The 16,065-nt window shown below is 67.4% G+C and carries 15 protein-coding genes; 6 read left to right on the top strand and 9 right to left on the bottom strand.

Annotation, left to right across the window (positions count from 1 at the left end; genetic code table 11):
- Positions 1–14: 14 nt before the first annotated feature.
- The gene (locus tag LGR44_RS07350) at positions 15–1,712 is read left to right on the top strand and encodes a coiled-coil domain-containing protein (protein ID WP_226738876.1); all 1,698 of its coding nucleotides are present in this window, start codon (positions 15–17) and stop codon (positions 1,710–1,712) included.
- A gap of 46 nt (positions 1,713–1,758) precedes the next feature.
- Here the strand turns inward: LGR44_RS07350 and LGR44_RS07345 are convergent, their stop codons facing one another.
- Entirely contained in the window at positions 1,759–2,019 is a 261-nt protein-coding gene (locus LGR44_RS07345; RefSeq protein WP_226738875.1) for a hypothetical protein, read from the bottom strand.
- 62 nt (positions 2,020–2,081) lie between these two features.
- Positions 2,082–3,104, bottom strand: coding sequence for an NADP-dependent oxidoreductase (locus LGR44_RS07340; protein WP_226738873.1), 1,023 nt, complete (start codon positions 3,102–3,104; stop codon positions 2,082–2,084).
- 171 nt (positions 3,105–3,275) lie between these two features.
- Between LGR44_RS07340 and LGR44_RS07335 the strand changes: the two genes are divergently transcribed.
- Both LGR44_RS07335 and LGR44_RS07330 read left to right on the top strand, forming a co-directional pair.
- A complete protein-coding gene (locus LGR44_RS07335; RefSeq protein ID WP_226738870.1) occupies positions 3,276–4,043 on the top strand; it encodes a sulfite exporter TauE/SafE family protein in 768 nt (255 codons plus the stop codon).
- Positions 4,044–4,155: 112 nt separating this feature from the next.
- On the top strand, positions 4,156–4,587 hold the full coding sequence (locus LGR44_RS07330; protein WP_226738868.1) for a hypothetical protein: 432 nt from the start codon (positions 4,156–4,158) through the stop codon (positions 4,585–4,587).
- Positions 4,588–4,647: 60 nt separating this feature from the next.
- Here the strand turns inward: LGR44_RS07330 and LGR44_RS07325 are convergent, their stop codons facing one another.
- Positions 4,648–5,679, bottom strand: coding sequence for a cysteine synthase A (locus LGR44_RS07325; RefSeq protein ID WP_226738866.1), 1,032 nt, complete (start codon positions 5,677–5,679; stop codon positions 4,648–4,650).
- A gap of 225 nt (positions 5,680–5,904) precedes the next feature.
- Between LGR44_RS07325 and LGR44_RS07320 the strand changes: the two genes are divergently transcribed.
- Complete coding sequence (locus LGR44_RS07320; RefSeq protein WP_226738864.1) at positions 5,905–7,140, top strand: YeeE/YedE family protein; 1,236 nt, start codon at positions 5,905–5,907, stop codon at positions 7,138–7,140.
- A 34-nt stretch (positions 7,141–7,174) separates the two neighbouring features.
- Here LGR44_RS07320 and LGR44_RS07315 read toward each other — a convergent pair whose 3' ends face one another.
- Complete coding sequence (locus LGR44_RS07315) at positions 7,175–7,819, bottom strand: DsbA family oxidoreductase (RefSeq protein ID WP_226738863.1); 645 nt, start codon at positions 7,817–7,819, stop codon at positions 7,175–7,177.
- Positions 7,820–7,858: 39 nt separating this feature from the next.
- Positions 7,859–8,791, bottom strand: coding sequence for a hydrogen peroxide-inducible genes activator (locus LGR44_RS07310; protein WP_226738861.1), 933 nt, complete (start codon positions 8,789–8,791; stop codon positions 7,859–7,861).
- A 93-nt stretch (positions 8,792–8,884) separates the two neighbouring features.
- Here LGR44_RS07310 and LGR44_RS07305 point away from each other — a divergent pair, with 93 nt between their 5' ends.
- Positions 8,885–10,351, top strand: a complete 1,467-nt coding sequence (locus tag LGR44_RS07305) for a catalase (protein ID WP_226738858.1) — start codon at positions 8,885–8,887, stop codon at positions 10,349–10,351.
- A 138-nt stretch (positions 10,352–10,489) separates the two neighbouring features.
- On the opposite strand, the gene LGR44_RS07300 is transcribed toward LGR44_RS07305, so the two are convergent.
- The 4 genes from LGR44_RS07300 to xylF all read right to left on the bottom strand — a co-directional run bounded on the left by LGR44_RS07300 (position 10,490) and on the right by xylF (position 14,579).
- Complete coding sequence (locus LGR44_RS07300; protein ID WP_226738856.1) at positions 10,490–11,242, bottom strand: SDR family NAD(P)-dependent oxidoreductase; 753 nt, start codon at positions 11,240–11,242, stop codon at positions 10,490–10,492.
- Between the two features lie 28 nt (positions 11,243–11,270).
- Entirely contained in the window at positions 11,271–12,050 is a 780-nt protein-coding gene (locus LGR44_RS07295; RefSeq protein WP_226738854.1) for an ATP-binding cassette domain-containing protein, read from the bottom strand.
- 11 nt (positions 12,051–12,061) lie between these two features.
- Complete coding sequence (locus LGR44_RS07290) at positions 12,062–13,360, bottom strand: sugar ABC transporter permease (protein ID WP_226738852.1); 1,299 nt, start codon at positions 13,358–13,360, stop codon at positions 12,062–12,064.
- Positions 13,361–13,532: 172 nt separating this feature from the next.
- Positions 13,533–14,579 carry a D-xylose ABC transporter substrate-binding protein gene (xylF, locus tag LGR44_RS07285; RefSeq protein WP_226738850.1) on the bottom strand — a complete coding sequence of 349 codons (1,047 nt, stop codon included), beginning with the start codon at positions 14,577–14,579 and terminating at the stop codon, positions 13,533–13,535.
- 226 nt (positions 14,580–14,805) lie between these two features.
- Here xylF and LGR44_RS07280 point away from each other — a divergent pair, with 226 nt between their 5' ends.
- Positions 14,806–16,005, top strand: coding sequence for an ROK family transcriptional regulator (locus tag LGR44_RS07280; protein WP_226738847.1), 1,200 nt, complete (start codon positions 14,806–14,808; stop codon positions 16,003–16,005).
- The last annotated feature ends 60 nt before the right edge of the window (positions 16,006–16,065 follow it).

Here is a 16,065-nt window from a genome sequence, read left to right as displayed (position 1 = left end):
CAAGGAGGTCCGACATGACTGGACGTGACCATCCCCTTTCGTCCGCCGCACGATCCCGCATGCAGCCGCCGGGCAGGCGCAGAACAGGCCTCGTTCACGGCGTATCCGCAGCGGCCTTGATCGTCCTGATGGGACTGCCGGCGGGTTCTCCGCCGAGAGCCCAGGACGCGGCCGTCACGGCTCCCGATCCGGCCCCGAGCCAAGCCGTGGCTCCTGCCGGTGCGGCCGACGCCAATCCCGACGACGTGGCGGCTCTCCTGCCGCTGCTCATGACCTCTCCCGAGCGCAAGCGCTTCGCGTCCGACCTCGAGTCGTCCATCCGCCTGGGAAATCTGGAGGCCGCCGAACATCGGCTCAAGGCGGCCATCGAGACGGGCACCCTGGCCATCGTGCTCGCGGACAAGCTGCGCGATCCCGGGCTGCTCACGGCCCTCCAGGCTCTGGGCATCAAGGGAGCGGACGACCCGCCCGCGGCGCCCGATACCGACGCCGCCGGCAACCCGGCGGTCTGCACCATGGCCGCGGCGTCGGCGCCCAACGCAGCCGATCTGCAGGAGGCCCTGGAGCGTGAGCAGGCCCGTGGCGACGCGATGGCCTGGGAGCTTGCCACCCTCACCGAGGAGTTCCGCAATCTCCAGAAGCTCGGGGAAACGGGTTCCGCCTCGAGCGACGCCCAGATGGGCGAGCTGCAGCAGGCCCTGCAGCGTGAGCGCGAGCGGGGAGACAGGGCCGAGCGCGAGCTTGCAAGCGCGCGAGAGGAGTATGGCGCCCTTCAGGCTCTCCACGAACGGGACGCGACTTCCCAGGCCGGCGCTTCCGCGCAGATCAAGGAGGCGCTGGCGCAGGAGCGGGAACGGAGCGAGAGCACGGCACGCGAGCTGGCGGCGATGCAGGAGGAGCTGAGCCGCCTGAAGAACGACCGCGAGGCCGAAGCGACCTCGATGAACGCCCAGGTGGCCGAGCTGCGGGAGGCCCTGAAGCGAGAAGGCGAGCGGAGCGACGCGGCAGCGCATGAGCTCGCTGCGGCCAGAAAGGCGGCGGACGACCTTCGGGCGCTCCGGGAGCAGGAGGCGGCGGCGGAAGCGGCAAGGCTGACCGAGCTGACGGAAGCGCTGGCGCGGGAGAGGCAGCGCGGCGATGCCGTGACCCAGGAGCTGGCCAGCGCCATCGACGAGCTGCGCACCTTCCAGGAGGCCCATGGCAGCGGGCCGGCTCCGCTGCTGGTCCGTTTGGCCTCGACGGGAGTTCCGAGCCCTCAGGCAGCGCCGCCCGAGGAGGCTCTTCCGCCTCCCGACAAGCCGGTCTTCGTTGCTGCGGCCATTGCAGCGCCTCCTCCCGCACCGGCACCGAATGCCGCCTCGGACGCCACCGGCACGACCCAGGCGATGCTCACGCCGCCTCCGGCCGTCCAGCCGCCCAGGACCGAAGCGGCTCCGCCGCCGGCTGTCGCGGACGACCGTCTCCTGAAGCGGGCCAACTCCCTTCTTCGCAGCGGCGACGTCAGCGCCGCCCGGCTCCTGCTCGAACGGTCCGCGGAGGAGGGAAACGCCCAGGCGGTCTACCTTCTCGCGGAAACGTTCGATCCCCACGTCCTCGCGGTCATCGGGGCGCTGGGAATCCGCAGCGATGCCGCCAAGGCGCAGGAACTCTATGCCCGCGCGCTGGCGCTGGGCATCCGGCAGGCGGAAGCGCGCATGAGGGCCTTGAAGTGAGGTCCGGGCCGGGCGCCGGGTGAAGGCTGGGCGGGGCGGCAGGGGTTCAGAACGGAACCCATTCCCCGCCTTCGGTCAGGGCCTCGGTCGCGCATTCCAGCGCCGTTGCGGCATCCAGGAGATGCTGAGCGGTCTGTTCGACCTGAAGCCCAGGCCCCGGAAGGGCCACGACGCGCTCCGTCAGCTCCCTGACCCGGTCGATCATCTCGATCAGATCGGCGGCCAGCGCAGCCCTCTCCTCTTCGGCAGGCGTCGCCGCCGGCGTCTGCTGCCTGGAGCGCGAGGAGAATGGGATCACGTTCGACATTGCTCTAAAGGTCCGCCTTTGGCCGGACCAAGGCAATAATAGAGTCACGCGATCCACAGCAATCAGCGTTTCACGCGTACGAGCAGTTTTCCGAAGTTGTTGCCCTTGAGCAACCCGATCAGAGCTTCAGGCGCATTCTCCAGCCCCTCGACCACATCTTCGCGATACTTGATCCGCCCCTCCCGCAGCCAGGGGGAAACCTCGCGATAGAACTCCTCTGCCTGGGACGCGAAGTCGCCCACGATGAAGCCCCGCAGGGTCAGGCGGCGCGCCAGAACGGCGCTCATGAGCTGGGGCAGGCGGTCGGGACCCTGCGGGAGTCCCGTGTCGTTGTAGTGGGCCACCAGGCCGCAGACGGGAATTCGCGCGAAATCGTTCAAGAGCGGGAAAACGGCGTCCCAGACGGCGCCGCCCACATTCTCGAAATAGACATCGATTCCGTTAGGGCAGGCCTCCTTGAGCCTGGCGGCCATGTCGGAAGAGCGGTGGTCGATGGCCGCATCGAAGCCGAGCTCCTCGACGAGGTAGCGGCACTTCTCCGGCCCGCCTGCGATGCCGATGGCCCGGCAGCCTTTCAGCTTGGCGATCTGTCCGACCATGGATCCGACGGGTCCGGTCGCGGCCGCCACCGCGACCGTTTCTCCAGGCTTGGGCTGGCCGATATTCATCAGGCCCGTATAGGCGGTCAGTCCCGGCATCCCGAGTACGCCCAGGGCCGTCGAGACCGGCGCCAGCGACGGATCGAGCTTGCGCAGGCCGGCGCCGTCCGAGAGGGCATAATCCTGCCACCCCGCATAGGACTGGACGATGTCGCCCTCCGCGAACCCCGGATGCCGGGAGGCGACGACCTCGTTTACCGTGCCGCCGACCATCACCTCGCCCACCTCCACCGGTTTGGCGTAGGATCTGGCGGCACTCATGCGTCCGCGCATATACGGATCGAGCGACAGCCAGAGAGTCCGAAGGAGGATCTGGCCGTCGCCCGGCTCCGGAACGGCGGCATTCTCCAGCCTGAAATCGGCGGGTGTCGGCTCGCCTGTCGGACGCGACGCCAGGACGATCCGACGGTTGGTTGCCTCTCGCATGGGGTTCTCCTGAATGAGGGCCTGTTAGATTGAGCATCCCGCCCGGCGGGCAAGGGTGCCGCCCCGGCATGGAAATCTCTAGACATTCGCCTAATGGGCTTCGAGAACCGCCCCATGCTATCCCGCAGGGGCCTCGCCTCTGGTCCCAACCACAAGAACAGACCGACCATCATGGATTTTCCCACCGTGCTTCTTCTTGCCGCGTCCGGCCTTGCGGCAGGGCTCGTGAATGCCATTGCGGGAGGAGGCACGTTCTTCACCTTTTCCGCGCTCGTCGCCGCAGGTCTCCCGCCCATCGTCGCCAACGCCACCAGTGCGGTGGCGGTCACGCCGGCCAACTTCGCGAGCGCCTGGGCCTACCGGAAGGAACTCGTCGCCAATCTCCGGCGATTCGCCGCGCTCGGCATCGTCAGCCTGTTCGGCGGACTTCTGGGCGCCTACATCCTGACGGTGACGAACAATGCTGCATTCCGGCAGCTGGTGCCCTGGCTTCTCCTGTTCGCGACCCTTCTGTTCGCGGCAAGTCCGCGCATCGTGTCGCTCGCGCGCACCATCGGCCGCCACGAAGGCCACCATCCCTCGACGAAGGCCTGGGCGGCGGGACTGGCCTTCCAGTTCCTCGTGGCCATCTATGGCGGCTTTTTCGGTGCCGGGATGGGGATCGTCATGCTCGCGGCTCTCGCCATCACCGAAGGCGACGACTTTCACCTGATCAATTCCGCCAAGCATCTGTGCTCGACCGTGATTCAGCTGGTCGCCGTCGTGCTCTTCATCGTCGCCGGGCTCGTGAGCTGGCGCGAGACCGCCATCGTGGGCGGCGCGTCGGTGATCGGCGGCTATCTCGGCGTCGTCTTCGGGCGTCGCCTGCCTCCGGCGGCGATCCGCTGGCTGGTGATCGCGGTGGGCGCGGTGCTGACGCTCTACTTCTTCATTCGTTAACTCTGGCCATCGATTTTGCTGGCGCTTTTTCCGGGGCTTGCCTGATTCACGCCACACCCGTGACTCTAGCTGTGACGGTGTGATTCTCATCTCTCATGAAAAGGACAACGCCGTGGCCGAACCCAAGAATATGGCAGGACTCGAAGGATCCCAATCGGTAAGCGCCCTCGGCCTGCGCTGGGCCGCCCTGCGCGGCATGCTGACCTCGCCGCTCATCATGGTCGAGGAGCAGCGTGGCCTGCGCGAAGAACTCCTGCGGGAGCTGGGAACGATCGAGCAGGAATTCGTGTCCCTGCAATCCCGTAACACCATGGAGATTTCCGCCAAGATCGACATCGCGAAATCCGCCCTTCGCGACGGATTGCAGGCCGGGCACAACTGGCTCGTCGATCTTCTGGACAGCATCCAGACGGACCTTCACCTGACGAACGCGAAGCCGGCTGCACCGGCACGCCCCACGACGAACCTCGTGCGCGCCCAGCAGCAGCGTCCCGACGGCGGGCCCGCGCCCACTCCCGAAGCCGAGCAATCGCCGGCAGCGTAATCCTGTTCGCATCGCGCGCCGCGTCGGAACGAAACGCGGCGCGCGATGCGCCCCTCGGCGTCAGACCAGCCCCGGATCGATGGCGCTCCTGCGCTCCAGCCATGCGGGCACCGGCAGGTTCTTCGAGCGCAGGAATTCCGGATTGAAGAGCTTCGACTGATAGCGCGTGCCGTAGTCGCACAGCACCGTCACGACGGTATGGCCCGGCCCGAGATGCCGGGCCAGACGGATCGCCCCGGCCACGTTGATGCCCGACGAGCCGCCGAGGCAGAGCCCTTCGTGCTCCAGCAGCTCGAAGATCACCGGCAGCGCCTCCTCGTCGGGGATCTGGAACGCCACGTCGACGGGCGCATCCTGTAGGTTAGCGGTGATCCGTCCCTGCCCGATGCCCTCGGTGATGGACGAGCCGGTCGCCTTGAGTTCACCGGTCGTGTAGTAGCTGTGAAGCGCCGCTCCCATGGGATCGGCCAGTCCGATGACGATCTTCGGATTTCGCTCCTTCAGCGCCATGCCGACGCCGGCCAGCGTGCCGCCCGTACCGACGGCGCAGACGAAGCCGTCGACCCTGCCGTCCGTCTGCTCCCAGATCTCAGGCCCGGTCGACTCGATATGGGCCTGCCGGTTCGCCACGTTGTCGAATTGGTTGGCCCAGATCGCTCCGTTGGGCTCCGTAGCGGCGAGCCGCTCGGCAAGGCGCCCTGAGACCTTCACGTAATTGTTCGGATTGGCATAGGGCACCGCCGGCACCTCGATCAGCTCCGCCCCCGCGAGCCGAAGCATGTCCTTCTTCTCCTGGCTCTGCGTTTCCGGAATGACGATGATCGTGCGGAACCCGAGCGCGTTGCCGACGAGCGCGAGGCCGATGCCCGTATTGCCCGCCGTTCCTTCGACGATGACTCCGCCGGGACGCAAGGCTCCGCGCCGGATGGCATCCTGGACGATGAAGAGGGCTGCCCTGTCCTTCACCGACTGACCGGGGTTCATGAACTCGGCCTTGCCGAGAATGGTGCAGCCGGTCAGCTCCGAGGCGCGGCGGAGCTTGATCAGCGGCGTGCCGCCGATCGCGGCGAGGACGTCAGGCTTTATCGTCATGGGGGTCTCGTATGCGGTGGGTGGCGCGGCGGCTGGCGCCGCAGAGCAGGAGATGAAGGCCCTGCCCGCGCAATCAATAGCAGGATAAATCACAATTTGATTTAGGTGAATTATTTTAATTTGCAATTCTTGACGTATATTATATGAAAGCACATCCTAAAGACGGATCCGGGATGCGCTCAGCTCTGCGGCAGAGGTCCCGGCCCGCAGGTAAGGAAAACCCCCATGTCTAGCTCTGCATTGGCCTCGCCCGTCTCCGTCGGGAGCCGGACCGGTCTCGGCATCAATGTCTCGACGTCCTTTGTCGCCGCGGCCGGCATCCTGGGCGGCGCGGCCTTCATCGGCTCGATCGTCAATCCCCGGCAGGCCGCCCTCTACGTGCTGGGCGCCGTGCTCGGTATCGTGCTCTATCACGCGGCTTTCGGCTTCACCTCCGCCTGGAGGGTCTTCATCGCGGATCGCCGCGGCGAAGGCCTGCGGGCTCAGATGGTGATGCTGGCCGTCGCATCCGCCCTGTTCTTCCCGGTCCTGGCCTCCGGCTCCCTGTTCGGCCAGCCGGTGACGGGCCTCGTCTCTCCGGCCGGTCTGTCGGTGGTCGTCGGCGCCTTCATCTTCGGCATCGGCATGCAGCTGGGCGGCGGCTGCGCCTCCGGCGTTCTCTACACCGCGGGCGGCGGCTCGACCCGCATGCTGATCACGCTTGCCGGGTTCATCGCCGGTTCGGCCATCGGCGCGGCCCATCTGCACTGGTGGGCGGCGCTGCCGAGCCTGCCCAAGATCTCCCTGGTCGAGGCCTGGGGTCCGTGGACAGCCCTTGCGGCGCAGCTCGCGGTCTTCGCCGCAATCGCCGCCGTGACCGTGGTGCTGGAAAAGCGCCGCCACGGCCGCCTGATCGAAGCGAATCCCTCGCCCCGTCAGGGCCTTGCCCGCTTCCTGCGCGGTCCGTGGCCGCTGGTCGCCGGTGCCGTGGCGCTGGCGTTCCTGAACTTCGCGACCCTCTATCTGGCCGGACGCCCCTGGGGCATCACCTCGGCCTTCGCGCTCTGGGGCTCCAAGATCGCTGCCGTGATCGGCTTCGAACCGGCGAGCTGGCCCTATTGGTCGTCTCCCGCCCGGCAGGCCGAGCTGACCGGAAGCATCTTCAACGACATCACGTCCGTGATGGATATCGGCCTCGTGCTCGGCGCCCTGCTGGCCGCAGCGCTCGCCGGACGCTTCTCGCCGGTCTGGCGGATTCCGCTGCGCTCGGCCGCAGCGGCCGTCGTCGGCGGCCTGCTGCTCGGCTACGGCGCCCGCCTGGCCTATGGCTGCAACATCGGCGCATATTTCTCGGGCATCGCCTCGGGCAGCCTGCACGGCTGGGTCTGGCTGGTGGCCGCCTTCTTCGGAAACGTGCTCGGCACCAAGGTGCGCCCCCTCTTCGGGCTCGAAGTCGAGCGCGTCAAGCTGACGAGCTGCTGAGCGGAAAGGGGCTCTCCTCGAGCCTCCGTCACGATCAGGTCGGCGGAGCCACGGCTCCGCCGACACTGCCGAGCGCCCGCTCGATCACCTCCCTGACCGTCTCGTACGGCTGCGCACCGCTGAGGAGGTAAGCCTGCTCCCCCGCGCTGACGACGAGCGCCGGGACGCCGGAGATGCCGATCTCCTGGGCGAGACGCTGATCCTCCAGGACGCCCCGGGTGTAGCGGCCATCGCCGAGCGCTTCGCGCAGGGCATCCGCATCGAGACCGACCGACCGCGCGATGTCGAGCAGGACATCGGGATCGGCAAGGTCGCGTCCCTCCTCGAAGAAGGCCTTGAACAGGGCCGCGTTCATCGCATCGAGCCTGCCGGCCTCGCGGGCGAACTCGGCGGCCTCGTGAGCCTTGCGGCTGTAGGGCTGCACGGGCGGCAGACGCAGGCTCATCCCGCGCGCCTGCGCCATGGGATAGACCGACTGGTTCCAGACCCGGTGAAGATACTCGCCATCGGGATCGAGCGTGGGCGTCGGCTCCGGCCGCAGCTCGAAGGCGCGCCAATCGATCTCCACCTTCTCACCCAGCTCGCTTCTGACCTGATCGAGAACCGGCCGCTCGAGATAGCAGAACGGGCAGACATAGTCGCTCCAGACCAGGATTCGGAGGGTGGCGTCCGCCGGCATTCGTGTTCTCCGTCGTCGGCCGGCCGATGCCGGCAGCTTTCAGTCAACGTCTGCGGGCTTCGCGGGTTTGGCACCGGCCGCATCTTTCGTGCGGATCGCCCTGATGAGTTCGCCGAGCGCCGCGAAATCCGCCTTGCGCCCGGAGGTGCGCCGCCAGGCGAGGCCGATGGTGCGCTTGGGCGGCTCGTCGGGAAACTGGATCAGGGCGATCCGCTGCCGGTCGACCTCGGCCTCCGCGCAGAGTTCGGGGAGAAGCGTGATTCCATGGCCGGCGGCGACCATCTGCATGATGGTGGTGAGCGAGGCCGCCCCCAGCGCCTTGCGCGCCTGGACGTTCGCGACCTGGCAGAACTGCAGCGCCTGATCGCGCAGGCAATGTCCCTCCTCCAGCAGCAGCAGACGCTCGCGCATCATGCGCGCATGCAGGTTGTCCGGCGTCCAACCCCGCGCAGTCTGCGCCTGCACCGCGATCAGGAACCGGTCGTCGAACAGCTCCAGGGTGTCGAGCTGGGAGGGCGACACGGGCAGGGCCAGCAGGGCCGCATCGAGATCGCCGCGGATGAGCTCCTCGATGAGCGTGTCGGTCTGCGTCTCGCGGACGAGAAGATCGAGGGACGGGTAGCTCGCCTCGACTCCGCCGAGGAGGCTCGGAAGCAGATAGGGCGCCACGGACGGGATGATGCCGAGCCGCAGGGTCCCGGTGAGCACGCCGCATTGCTGGCGCGCATAATCGGTGAGCTCTCGAACCTGGTTCAGGATCGCCTCCGCCCGGGCGGCGATCTCCTGCCCTGCGACGGTGAGCGCCACGGCGTTGCCCCGGCGCTCGACGAGCTTGATGCCGAGCTCCTGTTCGAGCTCCTTCACCTGCATGGACAGAGCGGGCTGCGTGACGGCGCATTGACTCGCCGCCATGCCGAAATGGCGGGTGCGGGACAAGGTTTCGAAATAGCGGAGCTGCCGGAACGTGACCATGCTGATAAGAATAACTTATCTCTCCTCACATGCAAAGCGATTGGACCTGATCGGCCAGTTTAGGCATGTTCCAGACAAGCTTTGGAGAGGACCATGACCAAAAGCACGACAATGACGACCACGGCCGGAGCGCCGATCCCCGACAACCAGAACAGCCTTTCGGCCGGCCCGCGCGGTCCGCTGCTCCTCCAGGACTACCAGCTCATCGAGAAGCTCGCGCACCAGAACCGCGAGCGCATTCCGGAGCGCGTGGTGCACGCCAAGGGCTCTGCGGCCTATGGCACGCTCACCATCACCAACGACATCACCCGCTATTCCAAGGCGAAGGTGTTCTCCGAGATCGGCAAGCAGACGGAAGTGTTCCTGCGCTTCTCGACCGTGGCCGGCGAGCGCGGCGCGGCCGACGCCGAGCGCGACGTGCGCGGCTTCGCCCTCAAGGTCTACACGGAAGAAGGCAACTGGGACATCGTCGGCAACAACACGCCCGTGTTCTTCGTGCGCGACCCGGTGAAGTTCCCCGACTTCATCCGCACGCAGAAGCGCCACCCCGCGACGAACCTGCGCTCGGCCACCGCCATGTGGGACTTCTGGTCGCTCAGCCCGGAGACGCTGCACCAGGTGACGATCCTGTTCTCGGACCGTGGCCTGCCGCAGGGCTACCGTTACATGCACGGCTTCGGCTCGCACACCTACTCGTTCATCAACGAGGCCGGCGAGCGTTTCTGGGTCAAGTTCCACTTCAAGTCGATGCAGGGCATCAAGACCTGGTCGAACCGCGAGGCCGAGGCGGTGATCGCCAAGGACCGCGAGAGCGCCCAGCGGGACCTCTACGAGGCGATCGAGAACGGGGACTTCCCGCGCTGGAAGTTCTGCGTCCAGATCATGCCCGAGACCGACGCGGAAAAGACCCCCTACAACCCGTTCGACGTGACAAAGGTGTGGCCGCACGCAGACTACCCGCTGATCGAGGTCGGCGTTCTCGAGCTGAACCGCAACGCCGCGCACTACTTCGCCGAGGTGGAGCAGTCCTCGTTCTCACCGTCCAACATCGTGCCGGGCATCGGCTTCTCGCCCGACAGGATGCTGCAGGGCCGCCTCTTCGCCTATGCGGACGCCCACCGCTACCGCGTCGGCACCCATTACGAGGCCCTGCCGGTGAACCGGCCGCGCTGCCCCGTGCACCATTACCATGCCGACGGCGCCATGCTGTTCGACGTGCCCAACCGGGGTGACGCCTATTACGAGCCGAACTCCTTCAACGGCCCGGTGCAGAGCCCGCGCGCCGTGGAGCCGCCGCTCAAGATCTCGGGCGACGCGGACCGCTACGACCATCGCGCCGGCAACGACGACTACAAGCAGCCGGGCGACCTGTTCCGCCTGATGACGCCCGAGGAGCAGGGCCGTCTGATGGACAACATCGCCGAGGCGATGCAGGGCGTACCGGTGGAGATCGTGAAGCGCCAGATCGTGCACTTCTACCTGGCCGACAAGGCCTACGGCCTTGGCGTCGCCGACCGGATGGGCCTGAAGGGCGCCGTCATGATCCAGGCGGCCGAGTAAGCCCCGACGACATCGAGGCAACGACGGAGGCGGTCCAGGGGCAACCCTGGGCCGCTTTTCGTTGCGGGCCGCGGCGCCCCGGCGATCATGTCCCGGGCCGAGGCGAGCGACAGAAGCTACAGGTGCCGGTGGGATGTCCTACACCCAGCCGCCGTCCACCAGATAGGTCTGGGCCGACATGGCGGTGGAATCGTCCGAGCCGAGGAACAGGGCGAAATTGGCAATGTCCTGCGGCACGAGGCGGCGCTTCACGCATTGGCGCTTCATGAGCTCCTCCTCCCCCTCCGGCGTGAGCCACATGTCGATCTGGCGCTGGGTCATGATCCAGCCCGGCACGATGCAGTTCACGCGGATGTTGCGGTCGCCCAGCTCCCGGGCCAGGGCGCGGGTGAGGCCCACCACGGCGGATTTGGCGGTCTTGTACGCGGCGAACGAGTCGTTGCTCACCATGTAGCTGGTCGAGCCCATGTTGATGATCGAGCCGCCGCCGACCTTCTCCATGTCGGGCAGCACCGCCTGGGACGCGAAGAACTGGTGGTCGAGATTGGTGGCGAAGCGTTCGCGCCAGTATTCGGGCGTGACCTGGTCGATGGTGTGCCGGTCGTCGCGCGCGGCGTTGTTGACGAGAATGGTGACCGGCCCCAGCGCCTCGCTGGCACGGCGGATGGCGGCCTGCAGGGCCGGGATGTCGCGCACGTCGTTGTGCTCGAAATGCACACGCTCGCCCAGACGCTTTGCGAGGTCCTGACCGGCCTCCGCGTTGTAGTCGAGAATGGCGACCTTGCTTCCCTGGGCGTGGAAGGCCTGGGCGATGCTCTCGCCGATGCCGCTGGCGCCGCCGGTGATGAGGACGGTCTTGCCCTTCAGGGAGCCGTAAACAGTCTGGGTCATGAAGTCTCGCTTCCTTGGTTGTTCGTCGTCAGCTCGCGCCGGGGCCGGGAACGGCGCCGGGCGGACATTTCCCGAGGATGATCATGCCCAGCACCTCGTCCTGGGTCACGTCCGCAACGTTCGCCGAACCGACGAGCCTGCCGTTCTTCATCACGCTCACCCGGTCCGCGAGGCCGAACACGTCGTGAATGTCGTGGCTGATGAGGAAGATGCCGATGCCTTCCTTCTTGAGCTGCAGCACGAGATCGGCCACCTGCTGCGTCTCTGCGGGCCCGAGGGCCGCGGTCGGCTCGTCCATGATCAGCACGCGGGCGTTGAAGTAGATCGCGCGGGCGATCGCCACCGACTGGCGCTGGCCGCCGGAGAGGGCCTTCACGGGCTCCTTGAAGCGGCGGAAATGCGGGTTGAGGCGCGCCATCACCTTGCGGGTCTCCGCCTCCATGGTGGCGTCGTCGAGGGTGCCGTAGGGCGTCAGCACCTCGCGGCCGAGGAAGATGTTTCCGGCCGCATCGATGTTGTCCGCGAGCGCGAGGGTCTGGTAGATCGTCTCGATGCCGTAGCGCTTGGCGTCGCGCGGAGTTCCGATATCGGCCTTCTCGCCGTTCACGTAGATCTCGCCCGCATCCGGCCGGTAGGCGCCGGACAGGATCTTGATGAGGGTCGATTTGCCGGCGCCGTTGTGGCCGAGGAGCCCCACCACCTCGCCGGGGCGCAGATCGACGGAGACGCCGTCGACCGCCTTGATCCCCCCGAAGGCGATGGAGATGTCGCGCATCTCGACCAGGGGCGTTGTGCCGTTCGCTTGCATGGCGCTCTCCCTTACTTGATGCGGCGGCGGTAGAGGCCGTCGACGAAGACCGCCAGCACCAGCACGGCGCCGACGACGATGTTCTGAAGGGGCGTATCGACCCCGAGCAGCACCATGCCCGATTGCAGGGACTGCATGACGAGGGCGCCCAGCATGGCGCCCGCGATGGTGCCGACGCCGCCTGCGAGCGACGTGCCGCCGATGACGGCCGAAGCGATGACGTAGAGCTCGTCCAGCGAGCCTGCGGCGTTGGTCGCGGCGTTCAGGCGGGCGGTCGAGATGCAGGCGGAGATGCCGCACAGCAGGCCCATGAGGCCGAACACCTTCATGAGGGTCCAGCGGGTGTTGATGCCGGACAGTTCCGCCGCCTCGGGGTTGCCGCCGATGGCGAAGACATAGCGGCCGAAGCGCAGGCGCCGGGCCAGGAAGGTCATTCCCAAGCCGACGATGATGGCGATCAGCACCGGCAGGGCGATGCCGTGAGGAATGGACAACCCGCCCTCCGGCCAGGCGATGCCGTTCGCCTCGGCCCAGCGGCGCGCGATTCCCACCGGCAGCGGATAGGCATTGGCGATGGCCGCCGCGATCAGAACCGCCCCGCACGCGAAGGCGGCGATCACCGCGTCGCCCCAGGCGGGACGGACGGGGAAGCCGAAACGCACGCGCCGGCGGCGGGAGAGACCGAGCGCCACGACGATGAGACCGCAGGCCACGGCGGCGATGATCCAGGTGGCGGTGGCGCCGAGCGCCCCTTCCACGCCGCCGCCGAGAGCCTTGAAGCGGGTGTCCATCGGCGCCACGGTCTGGCCCGTGGTGACCCACCAGGCGGCGCCGCGCCAGATGAGCAGGCCGCCGAGGGTGACGATGAAGGACGGGATAGCCAGATAGGCGATGAGCCAGCCCTGGAACAGGCCGATGGCGCCCCCCACGAGAACGGCGGCAACCACGGCGATGGGCGCCGTGAGCCAGTGCTCGAAGCCGAGCCAGGCGGGCAGCCATTGCACCTGCAGCACGCCGATGATCATGCCGACGACGCCGAGAATGGCGCCCACCGACAGGTCGATGTTGCGGGTGACGATGACCAGCACCATGCCGGTCGACATGACGGCGATGGACGCGGTCTGAACCGAGAGGTTCCAGAGGTTGCGCGGGGTCAGGAACAGGCCGCCGGACAGGATGTCGAACCCGATCCAGATCACGCCGAGCGCCGCCAGCATGCCGAGCATGCGAACGTCGATCTCGAGCTTCGACAGGAACGAGGCGGATGTGGCGCCGTGGGACGGCGCGGCCGTCGCGCTGGGAGCAGTCATGGCAGGCCCTCGGATCGTTGGAAGTCATTCCGGGCCCGCATGGCGGGCCCGGAAGCTATCGGCACAACAAGGAGAGATCGGCTCGTCATGGGAGGTCGTGTTGCCGGACCTGCCGTGCCTCCAGCCCTTCGGGAGACGGCCCTTACGGACCGCCTCCGGATGACGGGAAAGGTCAGTCGCAGACCTTCGCGGTGCCCGGCTTCACGCCCTGGCAGACCACGTCCTTCGTGACCCAGCCTGCGTCGATGACCACGTTGAGATTGTCCTTCGTGATCGCGATCGGCTTGAGGAACAGGGCGGTCATGTTCTGCTTCTTGGGACCCTGGTTCCAGGTCGTGGCGCCCTGGATCTCGTTCAGCTTCTTGCCGTTGGCGAGCTGGACGGCGATTTCCGCCGCGTTGCGGCCGAGCTCGCGGGCATCCTTGAACACGGAGACGGTCTGGGTGCCGAGCGCCACCCGGTTGAGGGCCGCCTTGTCGGCATCCTGGCCGGAGACCGGCACGGAGCCGGCCAGGCCCTGGGCCGCGAGCGCCGCGATGGCGCCGCCGGCGGTGCCGTCATTGGCGGCGACCACCGCGTCGACCTTGTTGTTGTTCTTGGTCAGGAACTGCTCCATGTTCCGCTGCGCGTTGGCGGGAAGCCAGCCGTCGGTATAGGCCTCGCCCACATTCTTGATCTTGCCGGCATCCATGGCGGGCTTGAGCACTTCCATCGAGCCCTGGAACAGGAAGTTGGCGTTCGGATCCGAGCCCGATCCCTTGATGAAGACGTAGTTGCCCTCGGGCTTCACCTTCATGACCTCGCGGGCCTGGAGACGGCCGACCTCGACGTTGTCGAAGGTGAGATAGAAGGCCTGCGGGATCTCGATGAGGCGGTCGTAGCCCACCACCGGAATGCCTTCGGCCACCGCCTTCTCGACGGCCGGACGGACCGCATCCGCGTCCTGCGCCAGGACGATCAGGGCCTGGGCGCCGCGGGCGATGAGGCTCTCGATATCGGTGAGCTGCTTGGCGGGCGAGGATTGCGCATCGGCGGACACGTAGGTGCCGCCGGCCTTCTCGACCGCGGCCTTGATGGCGGCCTCGTCGGTCTTCCAGCGCTCTTCCTGGAAGTTGGACCAGCTGACGCCGACGACCGGGCCCTTCCCCTGCGCGAAGACGGCAGTCGTGGACAGGGCGAGGGCGGCAAGGCTGATCAGGGCGTGCTTCTTGAACAACATGAATTCCTCCTGGGCGGCATTCCTCGAAAGCCGTTTGCTATGGCGGGTCATCACCCTGAGGGCGAACGCGCTCGGTCGCACCGCCATGCTTTCTTATTTTCGAGCCCGGAAATAATTATCCCGAACCGAAGCCCCATCAAGCGGCCCTTTCCTCATCCATTGGTCTGATACCCTTTTTACGAAGAGGTGTTTTATTCGCTAGATGAACAAATAAGGGGCCATGTCGATGAACCCGCTCACCCCCCGCGAGGCCGCCCGGCGTCGTCTGCTCGACACGCTGCGCCGGGAAGGGCCCATGGCGCGGGTCGAGATCGGCCAGCAGCTGGGGATGAGCCCGGCGAGCGTCTCCGAGCTCACGGCGAGCCTCGTCGACGAAGGCATCCTGGTGACGGAAGAGACCGGCGAATCGGCGGGCCTCATCCGCGGACGCCCGAAGGTGCGCCTCTATTTCGCCGACACCCTCGGCTCGGTGATCGGCGTCTGGACCGGCTTCAACCGGATCGAGCTGCGCCTGGTGGACAGCGCGGGCCGCAACCGCGCCAGCCGCCATATCGAGCACCCTCTTCGCAACCTCGAAGCCGAGGAGCTCATGGACGTGCTGGCGGAGGCCATCGCGGCCTTCGCGCGGGACACGAACGCGCCGAACCTGAAGGCCGTGGGCCTTGCCTGCCAAGGCTATGTGGACACCCGCGACGGCATCGTGGCCTGGAGCCCGGTTCTCGGCGCCCGAGACCTGCCGCTGGCCTCGGGCCTGAACCGGCGCCTCGGGAAGCCGGTGCTGATCGAGAACGATGCCAGCGCCATGGCCTTCGCCATCGCCCAGCGCCATTCGGAGCTGCGCTCGGGGCGCACGGCCTGCCTCATGGTCGGCGACGGCGTGGGCTTAGGGTTTCTCATCCAGGGCGAGCTCTATCGCGGCGCCCGCTTCGGCGGCAGCGAGTTCGGCCACGTGCGCCTGCGCCGGAGCGGCCCGCAATGCCGCTGCGGCGGGCGCGGCTGCATCGAGGCGTTCCTGGCCGACTATGCCCTGCACCGGGACGCGCAGCTCATCGACCACCGCCCGGCCCCGACCGTGCTGATCCCCGGCGAGGACGCCATGGACGCCATCGTGGCTCAGGCCCGTGCGGGCCACCCCGCCCTCGCCAACCTCTTCCGCGAGGCCGGCGAGGTCCTCGGGGACGCGGTCGGGATCCTGATCCAGACCCTGGAGCCGGACCACATCGTGATCTGCGGCCCCGGCACCCGGGCCATGGACCTCCTGCGCCCCTCCTTCGAGGCCGCCCTCGAATCGCAGACGATCCCCGAATTGCGGGCGCTCGCCACGATCCAGGTGGTGGAATCCTCCATGGACCTCCTGACGGAAGGCGTGGTCATGCAGGCCCTGCGGGAGCTCGATCTGGATCTCGCGCGCTTGAGGGCTGCATAAGCCGGCCGCAGCCATAGCCATCGGGGCCCGAAACCACTATCTCTTGCGGGATCATTTCCG

It is taken from the genome of Microvirga lenta (genome assembly GCF_020532555.1).
In the GTDB taxonomy this organism is placed as follows: domain Bacteria; phylum Pseudomonadota; class Alphaproteobacteria; order Rhizobiales; family Beijerinckiaceae; genus Microvirga; species Microvirga lenta.
This window is presented reverse-complemented; position numbering and strand designations above follow the sequence as displayed.

What these genes read in the sequence shown, in the direction of transcription:
- LGR44_RS07350 (WP_226738876.1), top strand. Translation starts at nt 15, where the DNA reads ATGACTGGACGTGACCATCCCCTTTCGTCCGCCGCACGATCCCGCATG.
- LGR44_RS07345 (WP_226738875.1), bottom strand. Translation starts at nt 2,019, where the DNA reads ATGTCGAACGTGATCCCATTCTCCTCGCGCTCCAGGCAGCAGACGCCG.
- LGR44_RS07340 (WP_226738873.1), bottom strand. Translation starts at nt 3,104, where the DNA reads ATGCGAGAGGCAACCAACCGTCGGATCGTCCTGGCGTCGCGTCCGACA.
- LGR44_RS07335 (WP_226738870.1), top strand. Translation starts at nt 3,276, where the DNA reads ATGGATTTTCCCACCGTGCTTCTTCTTGCCGCGTCCGGCCTTGCGGCA.
- LGR44_RS07325 (WP_226738866.1), bottom strand. Translation starts at nt 5,679, where the DNA reads ATGACGATAAAGCCTGACGTCCTCGCCGCGATCGGCGGCACGCCGCTG.
- LGR44_RS07320 (WP_226738864.1), top strand. Translation starts at nt 5,905, where the DNA reads ATGTCTAGCTCTGCATTGGCCTCGCCCGTCTCCGTCGGGAGCCGGACC.
- LGR44_RS07315 (WP_226738863.1), bottom strand. Translation starts at nt 7,819, where the DNA reads ATGCCGGCGGACGCCACCCTCCGAATCCTGGTCTGGAGCGACTATGTC.
- LGR44_RS07310 (WP_226738861.1), bottom strand. Translation starts at nt 8,791, where the DNA reads ATGGTCACGTTCCGGCAGCTCCGCTATTTCGAAACCTTGTCCCGCACC.
- LGR44_RS07305 (WP_226738858.1), top strand. Translation starts at nt 8,885, where the DNA reads ATGACCAAAAGCACGACAATGACGACCACGGCCGGAGCGCCGATCCCC.
- LGR44_RS07300 (WP_226738856.1), bottom strand. Translation starts at nt 11,242, where the DNA reads ATGACCCAGACTGTTTACGGCTCCCTGAAGGGCAAGACCGTCCTCATC.
- LGR44_RS07295 (WP_226738854.1), bottom strand. Translation starts at nt 12,050, where the DNA reads ATGCAAGCGAACGGCACAACGCCCCTGGTCGAGATGCGCGACATCTCC.
- LGR44_RS07290 (WP_226738852.1), bottom strand. Translation starts at nt 13,360, where the DNA reads ATGACTGCTCCCAGCGCGACGGCCGCGCCGTCCCACGGCGCCACATCC.
- xylF (WP_226738850.1), bottom strand. Translation starts at nt 14,579, where the DNA reads ATGTTGTTCAAGAAGCACGCCCTGATCAGCCTTGCCGCCCTCGCCCTG.
- LGR44_RS07280 (WP_226738847.1), top strand. Translation starts at nt 14,806, where the DNA reads ATGAACCCGCTCACCCCCCGCGAGGCCGCCCGGCGTCGTCTGCTCGAC.